At 41.4% G+C, this 9,740-nt stretch carries 8 protein-coding genes; 1 reads left to right on the top strand and 7 read right to left on the bottom strand.

The genetic code is table 11. The annotated features are described in order from the left end of the window. Positions 1–326: DUF1440 domain-containing protein (locus tag VSA01S_RS16105; RefSeq protein WP_244949878.1), on the bottom strand; the 326-nt coding region annotated here is incomplete at its 3' end. Between the two features lie 306 nt (positions 327–632). Here VSA01S_RS16105 and ybiA point away from each other — a divergent pair. Continuing rightward, entirely contained in the window at positions 633–1,094 is a 462-nt protein-coding gene (gene ybiA / locus VSA01S_RS16100; RefSeq protein WP_039983587.1) for a riboflavin biosynthesis intermediates N-glycosidase, read from the top strand. A 534-nt stretch (positions 1,095–1,628) separates the two neighbouring features. Here ybiA and VSA01S_RS16095 read toward each other — a convergent pair. The 6 genes from VSA01S_RS16095 to VSA01S_RS16070 form a co-directional block, all read right to left on the bottom strand. Beyond that, complete coding sequence (locus VSA01S_RS16095; protein WP_050567484.1) at positions 1,629–2,294, bottom strand: phytanoyl-CoA dioxygenase family protein; 666 nt, start codon at positions 2,292–2,294, stop codon at positions 1,629–1,631. A 16-nt stretch (positions 2,295–2,310) separates the two neighbouring features. Then, on the bottom strand, positions 2,311–4,518 hold the full coding sequence (locus VSA01S_RS16090; protein ID WP_050567483.1) for an SAM-dependent methyltransferase: 2,208 nt from the start codon (positions 4,516–4,518) through the stop codon (positions 2,311–2,313). Between the two features lie 19 nt (positions 4,519–4,537). Then, positions 4,538–6,349, bottom strand: a complete 1,812-nt coding sequence (locus VSA01S_RS16085; protein WP_227739671.1) for a hypothetical protein — start codon at positions 6,347–6,349, stop codon at positions 4,538–4,540. 71 nt (positions 6,350–6,420) lie between these two features. Next, complete coding sequence (locus tag VSA01S_RS16080) at positions 6,421–8,094, bottom strand: hypothetical protein (protein WP_050567482.1); 1,674 nt, start codon at positions 8,092–8,094, stop codon at positions 6,421–6,423. A 417-nt stretch (positions 8,095–8,511) separates the two neighbouring features. Continuing rightward, on the bottom strand, positions 8,512–8,970 hold the full coding sequence (locus VSA01S_RS16075; RefSeq protein WP_039983585.1) for a glycoside hydrolase family protein: 459 nt from the start codon (positions 8,968–8,970) through the stop codon (positions 8,512–8,514). A 227-nt stretch (positions 8,971–9,197) separates the two neighbouring features. Then, complete coding sequence (locus tag VSA01S_RS16070) at positions 9,198–9,362, bottom strand: Pvc16 family protein (protein WP_219727203.1); 165 nt, start codon at positions 9,360–9,362, stop codon at positions 9,198–9,200. Positions 9,363–9,740 lie beyond the last annotated feature (378 nt).

Raw genomic sequence — 9,740 nt, 5'->3', positions numbered from 1 at the left:
AAACCATAAACAGCACCAAACCACAATCTTACTTTTGGCCAGCAAGCCGATAAAGCGATATAGACAAATGCAAAAATAAAGCTAAACAACCAGTGATAAAGAACGACCGCTCCTGGAACGGTCACTGTTTGGTAAACATAATCTAAAGAATGGGCATCAATTCCAAACCATTGCCCCCACTCGTTTATATTTACTGCAGGTGGAGAAGCTTCGCCTGGTATACGGGGAGGCATTGGAGATTCAGCTCCAGATTTAACCATTGAGCTTATCGCGCCACCTAACAATGTGCCTACAAGCACTATTTTTGTATTAATTTTATCCATCATAAGAAACCTTGAGAAATAAAGATAAAAAGTCACAAATACATTTTCATGCATAAATAGTACGATATCTACACAATCTTTAGCAATTAATGTTAGTTTTATGTAAATATGAAGAACTTTTTGATATGCAGATAATTAAGTACTTTTTCTTTACATCAGATATTTGCAAGCAATGGTTAGACTGAAGTGAATAAGGTATCAAAATGGGTATATATTAAAGTTTGATGGACCCTACTCGGGGCTATGCCTTATTTGACAGCTATACACAACACCACTAATTTTAACGGTATCATCGACAAGGAGAAGGTCATGTCAAAATCTGAGATTCAAGCGAAAGAGATACTGTTTTATGAACCACAAGATCCAAATGGATACCTTTCAAATTTTTCAATCTGCCCTATTAAAGTGAATGGTCAAATGTGGGCAACCAGTGAGCATTATTATCAAGCGATGAAGTTTGTTCCTGATTATTTGAGAAATACTATTTTCCGGGCCAGCACACCCGCTGAAGCATTTGCTTTGAGCCGACAACATGAAAAACATGTAAGAGATGATTGGTACGATATTCGTATTGATGTTATGAAATTCATTGTGACCGAAAAATTTAAACAGAATCCCCAATTGGCTCAATCACTTGCAAATACTGGGGACTCAGTGATCAAAGAGCATTCTCCCAAAGACAACTTTTGGGGAGATGGAGGAAATGGAACGGGTAAGAACCACTTAGGGAAGATTCTAATGGCAGTACGTCAACAACTTCGTTCTGCTTGATTGAATGGGATACGTTTTTAGAGCTTTAAAAAATTAGTTTGAGCTCACCATTAATAAGTTAACGATGAACCAAACCTCACCTTCGAAAGGCGAGCTATTAATGTCAATCAAGGCTTTAAATATTTTAGAAGTAGTTCCGAGCTAATTAAACAGTAGAACAGGTAAAAAATCATTCATTTATGTTAATTAGAGAACAGATCTTTACTCAAGATATCAAAACGACTTAGACGAAGTTAAGTGATTTTATATTTCGATTTCAATATGAACAACGTCAACATAAATCGGTCAACTCCCTGCCTTTATATTGACAAAAAGTGATTTGGCTTTCTCAACCAAATGGTGTTTTATTTAATGCTTCAATAAACATAACCTATCCAGAATTTTGCTATCTACTTCCTCTAATCATTATAAATACTCTAGCAACCTCAATTATTGTTACAACGTAACTTGCATTCAAAGGGTACATTTAGAGAAAAGCGGGGGGCCTTCTTTAAGCTTCATTCCGTCAAATGTTGAAGTGGCTTTTTATATGTATTAAGGCCGAAAAGATGCCAATTTTTCGAATAACTCCGGAGGGCTTTGTGATAATACTGAGAATCGGAAATCAAAGCTTACACGGGTGACCAAGGTTTCATTGGTTACCGTACCATGGCTTAGGCAACTTCCATCGAAGACCAACGCTTCACCGTATTTAATGGGAACGGGACGATAATCTTTTTTGCCATACTCGGTTTCTACCCATAAACAAGAGCTGTCACTGGTATCGACAAGAGGGAGCCATACGTTTAATTGATCATATCTCCCCGTCACTTCTGCATCGGTATGCCAAGCGCTGCAAGCCGGTTGACCAGCCAAATGCAAACGCATTTCTGGGTGTGCGCTATAAGAAATACGCTGACCAAAAAGGGGCGCGATAACTCGTCTGGCAAATGAGTGATACATCTGATAAAAGCCGCCATCATCAGCAACATTTCGCATTCTATTCCGCCAAAAGTGCATGTCTGCTGGAGACAGTTTTTCGATGACGCCCTTTTTTCTTTTTTCGGCCAGTGTGTGCCGATGTAAATTGAACAAAGGCAACCCATAGAACGCTTCTTTTTGCATCGCACGAGCAAAGGGTAGCGAGCTCGTGCGATATTTAAGAATGAGCAACTTATTATCTCCATCGAAAAATTTAATGTTCGTTATTAAGTTACTCATTATTGATTACTTCTCTTTACTTAGCTTGATTCAGTAGATCTAAAAGCTTGGCGGTGGCATACCCACTTTGGGCGATTTTCTGCCAATTTGACCAAAACATGATACCGCCATTTTCGGCCCCTATTTGTGCGAATGCACACACCTGCAATAAAGGTTGATTAGCCAGTCCAAGATCAAACTCATTCTCAATCGAAACCGTTGATTCTGAATCAACTTTCCTCATTCCCATCAGCTTGCTGCCTACACTATCATTACCAAAACACTGGAGTGCGGACGCGAGAGGATCATAGACAAACCTCAATTCTATTGAGTACGAAGTAGTATCTCTGACTAACTTAAATGTGTTGCCTCCTAAGTCAGTAACCTCATATTTTTTCCCTTTTAGCGTTGCTTGCTGTCGATTGAAATCAAGTTGGTGAACGGTCGGTTTACCGTCAACCTTGGTATGTCGCACTAAATAGCAGCCTGCTAACTCTTGTTTGATATGTCGAGTGAGCAAAATGCTTTTTCGCATTGCCTCGGTTGAGTTTCTTGCGAATGGCATGATCCCCACGGCCTCTATTCTGCCATTGGTATAGTCCGTCCCTCCTTTGTCAGTGATGCTTCCGATCGCAATGGTATGAGTAGCGCTGAGTCTAGCGAAACGAATGACCCCGGCAGTCTGATTAGTAGCGTTTGCTTTCCAGTAAAGACACCCTTGACGAAAATAGGCACGTTGGATGGGCTCACCGTTTACGGTGAGCACGATTTTATTAGCACCTTGATGTGGTGCCAGAATACAAATTAATACCTCTGAATTAGCATCGTAATACACACCACTCCAAAGATGTGCCGAGCGATGATTAAGACGATGGATATCCTGAGGTAAACTGTCGATATCGAGGGATTCTCTGTCCACTAACTGGTAAAGATCGTCGAGACTCATTGTTTTCGATATCTGCCGCGCGAGTTTAGTGCTTGCTACGATCTCGTTTAGAAACGCGCGATTACCTTCAGATCTTGCGTGTAAACCTTTGGCGGCAATTTGTACCTGCCCTGCATCCCGACTTTCCATCAACCGATGTTCACGCTCAGACATTTCATTAAAGGGGGGCTGCTGCAGAGCTGAACTAGGCTGCGTTTCATAACGTTGAAGTAGATTTGGATCTTCAAGTAGTTGCAAAATGAATCGTGCAGGTATGGTGTCTTCCTGCCATTTATAGCCATGGGGAACTTTAAATTCTGCGAGCTCATCAAGGGCTCGCTTCTCTTTTGCTGAGTACTGAGCAATTTGCCTTAATGGTTTGTCGGGGAAACGTGGTTTATCTCCGGGTTGTATCATGCCGAGTTGTATCGCCCGTTGCACATTGACTGCACGTACATCTTTTGGTGCGATATAAAATGTCGATATTCCCGTCACTTTATTTTGAAGCTCTGGATTATACAGTTCACTTATTTTGTATCTCTCGATGGTAGGTGGAACCCCAGGATATCGAGAGGCAATATAGTTTGTGATGACATGCTCGCCGCCATAAAATGCCATTAGGTAGTCAAGCAAAATATTGAAGTTCTTATTCAGATAACCGACTCTTCGGTAACCTAGCTCCCCTATCAGTCCAACCTGCCACAATACAACATGTGAAGAGGTATCCGGCTTTTTATCTCGAATGAGCATATCGCTTGCTTCAAATGTTTGTAAACCTGGTGTACTAGGGTCGACCCCTAAATCAGCACAGAGACAGTCTAATGCACTGATCCCGGGCCTCATCTCAGCGCGATGACCTTCCCTTCGTGCAATTTCTATCGCTCGATGAGTCGAAAGAACGAAGACACCAGGGTGCCCGTAGTATATACCAACCACATGTTTGCCTTTTCTGACATAGTGAAGCATGGCTTCAGTCATTTGCATGTAGGTTTTATATCGAGGCTTGTTGTCGTCATACAATACATAGAGGTCATGAGCGTCAGGTCGCTTGGATTTGAGCCAAACAACAGTGGCAGGATCGGCCACACAATAAAAAACATAGTCCGCTGATTCAAGACAGCGTTCGTCTTGACGACTAAATCCCACCGCTTCGATGCCCGAACCGATGATGGTTAATTGACCTGGTGTTTGAGTAGGCAAAACCTCCTCACAGGATGAATGGTGAAAACCATCAGCAACAATCTCTTTGACTAACTCTTCCCACGCTTCGCTTCGTTCTTGTTTTCTAGGGAAACGACCCCCTTGATTTAATGCATTCATAATTAATATTCACTGGCTGCTAGGAAGAGATTTTTGTGAGATATCGAACCGTTAGGCCACACCCCACTTTGATGGGTAACGTTTTTTCTTGATAGGTTACTTCTGACAACGTTAAGTAAGCTTTATATTGGTCGCTCCCAGTACCCGCAGCGACCATTCGATTAATCAGATCGTCTTCGTTTGCCTCTGGCCACTTCCATTCCTGCAGTGCTTTGTCAGCAACGGCATTTGAGGTCATCATTATGCTGGCAATGAGCATTTGTTGTTCCGAAACGTTAGGGCTAGCTTGTTGAACCCAATCTGCAAAAGTTTGCCAACGAGTTTCTATACTATTTTTGTCATTCAGCATGTAGCTAACTAACATGCCAGTAGCAGAAGCTTGCTGTGGCGCTTGGTTATGCAGGTTTTCCTCACTCGCTTTTCTCCACACCGAGAGCAATTTACTGGCAGATTGGAAAGCGAACATAATAGCGAGATTTTGAGCTAAGAATGGAAACCCTTCTTTAATAACCCATTGGCCTACCTTATTGATAAAAGAGTCCACTGTGCCAGGAGGGACGTCAATGTCAGTATCGATATCCACGTCAACATCGACATCAATATCAGTATCAACGTCTTGTACGACATCAATGTCAATATCGATATCCACATCCACGTCGACAAAGACGATGTCGACATCAATATCTACATCGACATCCACATCCACGTCGGTATCTTGAACGACATCAATGTCAGTATCGACATCCACGTCAACATCAATGTCCACATTCACTGGGTCGAGGTCATCCACGCCCTCCGGTTCAAAGCTTGCGGACTCGTTACTACTCTTAAAGCGATTTGCAACACTGTTGTATAGCGATTCTGCTTGATTTTTGAGGGCTGCAATTCCGCCTGGTATGTGTTTCAGTATCGTTACCGCCATATCGACATTCATGTAAACTTGAACGCCCAAATAAGAGGTATAGGCCAGGTCATATGAAATTACCCACCAAGGGACATCTGGCCCCGAGTAAGGTTGAGCCATGAATGAGTGGCCATTCTTTTTGCCTAACCAACACATACTGAATGAATTAGGCTTGTTCTCCCATGCCAACGCTCGATAGATACCATTGAGCAAAATGCCGGATGATGATGAGGCCCCAGCAGAGCTTAGGCTTCCATCTTTATAAATAAGAGTTTGCTGAGCAGAGCCGTCACTGGGTGTGTAAGTTGCAATGCCTTGGGATACAGAAATGGTTGCCGATAATTCACTTGGAAAGACATACCCAAGTTCGTCACTAGGCATTTCGTAAGCGTAATAGACACCAGACCAACCATACAGGTAGTTTCTGGCCCAATGACTCACAATGGAAAAGGCAAAATACGAGCAACCTTTATAAGGCGTAGAACTAAAAAAGTTATCTATTTGCGTATTGAGCGTATCGATATTGTCCGAGTTGAGTAGTACCTCATTGAACTGTAATGCAATTGGGCTATAAGGCTCGGCAATATACATTTTGTAAAAAGCCCATGCCTGGTTGCTGGCCTCCTCTGACTCACTGGTAACGGTATATGACTGAGTGCCACTTGGCGCGAAAAAATTAGGCACCCACAACCCGACAGGAAACTGATTGTCACTCCTTGCAAACACAAGCCGAGCAAGTGCCTCGTCTATGTTAATGCTTGCAGAAGCGTTGCCCTTCACCGTTCCAATTTTAGTGTAGGTTTGTTGAAGGTCTTCCGGTTTTAAGTTGTTTGGATCAACATCATTGTTGCCAATTGTTGTATAAACGATAAGTTCTTCAGCCAAGTCATTAATAATAGTAACCAGGTTTGGGGTTGTATCTGACATACTTATTCTCCAACGATAAGCTATTTTGAAAAGCCAAAACCTCTTCCTAAAATAAGGAAGAGGTTTTGTTGTTAATCGACGACATCATCAAAAACCGAATCTTCGTCAAATTCCCCTCGCTCCTCTAGCTCTTGCTGATCTTCAATGGCTTCCTGCTCTGCAGCCAATTCTTCAAGGTTCTCGTTCGAGCGATTGATGTTATTTCGAGTTTCTGCTGAGATCTCTTGATCGAGGACCTCCGTGCGCTTGGTGATGGTTTTTTGAACCTCTTCCAATTCCGGGTCCCATTTCTCGCGAGCTGCTTTCATCTGATCAACACTGTTTGCACTCGCAACGTCTCTTGCTGCCTCACGTAGAGTTGAAGCAGCATCTTGCAGGTCAGAGGTCACTCCATATTCGGCAATCTCGCTAATTTGATCGCCGTATTCAGAGATTTGCTTCTCCATAACCCTTTGTGCATCACTTTTGTTGATGTCATTAATGGCATTGGTTGTTTGATTTTCCACCGCTTGAAGATCTTGACTAAACTGCTCATCCGACTGCAATTTGTCTAGAATGGCCTGATTATGCTCGGCCATCTTTTCGGACATAGCATCAATGCGATCGTTAAGAGCTTTGTTTTGCTCATCAGTTATCTGCCGCTCGTTGTTCGCTCTTTCCGTTTCCACTCTAGCTTTGGACTTGGCACGGAACTTTTGAATGATCCAGTCACCAAACATGATGGCGCCTCCAACGCCCATAACTAAACTAAACCAACCCGTAACGGTTGATGGCCAACCCCATTTATTGGTACGGCTAGAAATATCCTGTTTGGTCGAACTCCCTGATGCTTTTAAACCATTAACGAAACCAGCCATAACTGGCACAATGGTATCCTGGGATGTATCCGTACCGTTCAATTGATTCTTTGAAGCCCAAGTAATCTGCAAACAAATAGCAGGCATGTCCGAATTAACGTCAGAAACGAATTGACCTTGCTCATAAAATAGAGGGGTAGACTCTCCATTTGAGTCTTTAAATACAATGGTATAACCAGCATTTTTATCGGAGAGATCGAAAGGAGACTGAACGGCATTCAGATCGAAACTCACCGTTCCTGCTTCACTGACCTTATCCGAGTGATCGCTGTATAAGTAAAAAGTGCGTTTTTGAGAAAAACCAACGCTGGCACCAGCGAATGTTTGAGCGTAACTAAGAATAGCTGCGTAGGTGACGGCGGTACAATTTTGGTAGCTTTTAGTGCTTGCGAAAAATGTATCAATTGGGCTCTTGGAAGATGGCGTAGTTTGACTTTCATTGCTCTGTTCATCAGTCAACGCTTGATTAAAGTTTTTGGCCAACGTTGATGTTGGGTAAGCCTGAATCATACGAAAGAAGTTATAACTGTTCTTCATTGCATCGGCGGCGGTAGAAGAAATGGTATAATCAGGGTAACTACCTCCAAACAGAGGAAGCATAATAGACGCATTATCAACGGGGAATGCATTCGATGGTTTAGCAAAAATAACGTCATAAATTTCTTGTTCATCACCAGAGGAAGTGTGTTCATCTAACGTCACATTAGTGGTTTCTCCGCTCGGTAGTGCATCGTTTGCCTTGTCGGACGGTAGATAACTTAGCCCCATTTCATATATCATTGCCTTCGAAGAATCGTTTGATGTGGCAGCACTGATGGCAGTCACAGCAACCTTTGTGCTATTAGTGACAGTCCATTTTTTATTGGTATCGTCCATTAATTTGTTCATTTTTATCCTCGTATTAAGTTTAATTGAAAGTTAAGAATAAATTTCTTAGTTTAAAATTTTCAGAGCTTATGAATTGTGTAACACCATACTTTGGTCAATAACAAAGCTGTACCTGTGATGATGATTTGATCCTTTGAGGGTGATGAAGGTTGGCAGTGTGGTTCTTAATTGGGCATACTTCGCTTAGATTCTATTGATCTGGATTGCAAGCTCCACCTACTCTATATTGACAAAGCCCAAAGCATGAACAAAGTGTTAAAATTTTCTTCACTGCTCGCGTTAGAAACAATGATAACTTCATTAATTTTGGTGTATCACGAAGTAGCTAATAAAAAACTTAGCCTGTTAGGAAAACATATTTCTGAGATCGGTATAGTTCATCGCAGTAGAATTATTCCGCTTAAATAGGAAAATATATTATTCATAACTACCATCTAATTTATCTGACCTTATAACTTGCATTTGTCGCTTTGCGCGTTTTGGCGTTTTCTTTGCCCAAACAGAATCCAAGCCTTCCATATACGCTACATCCCAGTCTTCATCCTGTACCGCTGCTAGCATCTTTTTAAATTTTAGAAGACCGTTTATTCCCAGTTGGTACGCCATTGAAATAAAAATGGCCTTCCGATTTTGACTACAACTTATGTACCAATCATATTTACTTAACAATTCAGATAAACGTTCAACCTCAACGCTGCACCAACTTTCTGCTACTGGGGTTGGACACTTAAAAGAATAGTTATGTAGAGGGTGATCCTTAGGACCAATTCTTTGGCCAATACCAATAGTTGGATACCCCTCAGAGCAGTAATAAGGATTTTCTGAAAATCCTTCTTCAAATTTTAATATATTGATTGATACTTCATTTAAATTCATATTTATCCTATTTTATAAATAACAAAAAACTTATTTTTAGCTTGGGATTTACTGTTTAATTCAGTATTCATGAGATTGTATTTTATGGTGGATTTAAATAGATAAGGGGGTTTAAAAAACTCTCAAAACCCCTCCTATCATTTCATTATTTTTGTTTTTGTCTATGCAAAATAATCACGCTTTACCAAGCGGTTGTGGGTTGTTAATCGCTTGGTTTTGCACCGTGGTCATTTTTTCATTTCCAATTCAGTTTTCTTAACAGATTTCTTTCCAGCTTGTGCAATTTCCAACTCGATAGGTAACGTTACAGAGTAGTTCAATACCATGCGGGGTTTATCGCCCAGAGCTTGCCAGAAGTTACCAAGACTATTGAGCTCTTCTTTTGGAGGCATCACTCGCGCCCTTGTAGTTGGCATATTTTTTAAGGAACGAAGGCATTTGAATTCGAACCTAAAGCACCAACTTCCCAGTGAACCGGTAATGCATTACTAATTATCCAGCTTGTCACTGGTATATTTTCATGATTGAGCAGGAAAAAAGAGGCTCAACCTACTACTAGGTCGCTTTGCATGAATCGTTTATCCTGTAAGTTATGCATCCGAATAAACCTATTATCTTGAGTCCAGAAAGACCGATTGAACAGATGATTGCGTATATCCCAGATAAACCCTGAAAAATGATTAGATACGTTGATTTTCTATCAAACCGACATCATGGTGGGATGACCCTAAGGTCTACTAGAGTAATACTGTCTTCCGCTTCCACTTTAA

The sequence above is a fragment of the Vibrio sagamiensis NBRC 104589 genome (genome assembly GCF_007990935.1).
GTDB lineage: Bacteria > Pseudomonadota > Gammaproteobacteria > Enterobacterales > Vibrionaceae > Vibrio > Vibrio sagamiensis.
The sequence above is the reverse complement of the archived record's forward strand: the minus strand, read 5'-3'. Positions and strand labels throughout refer to the sequence as shown.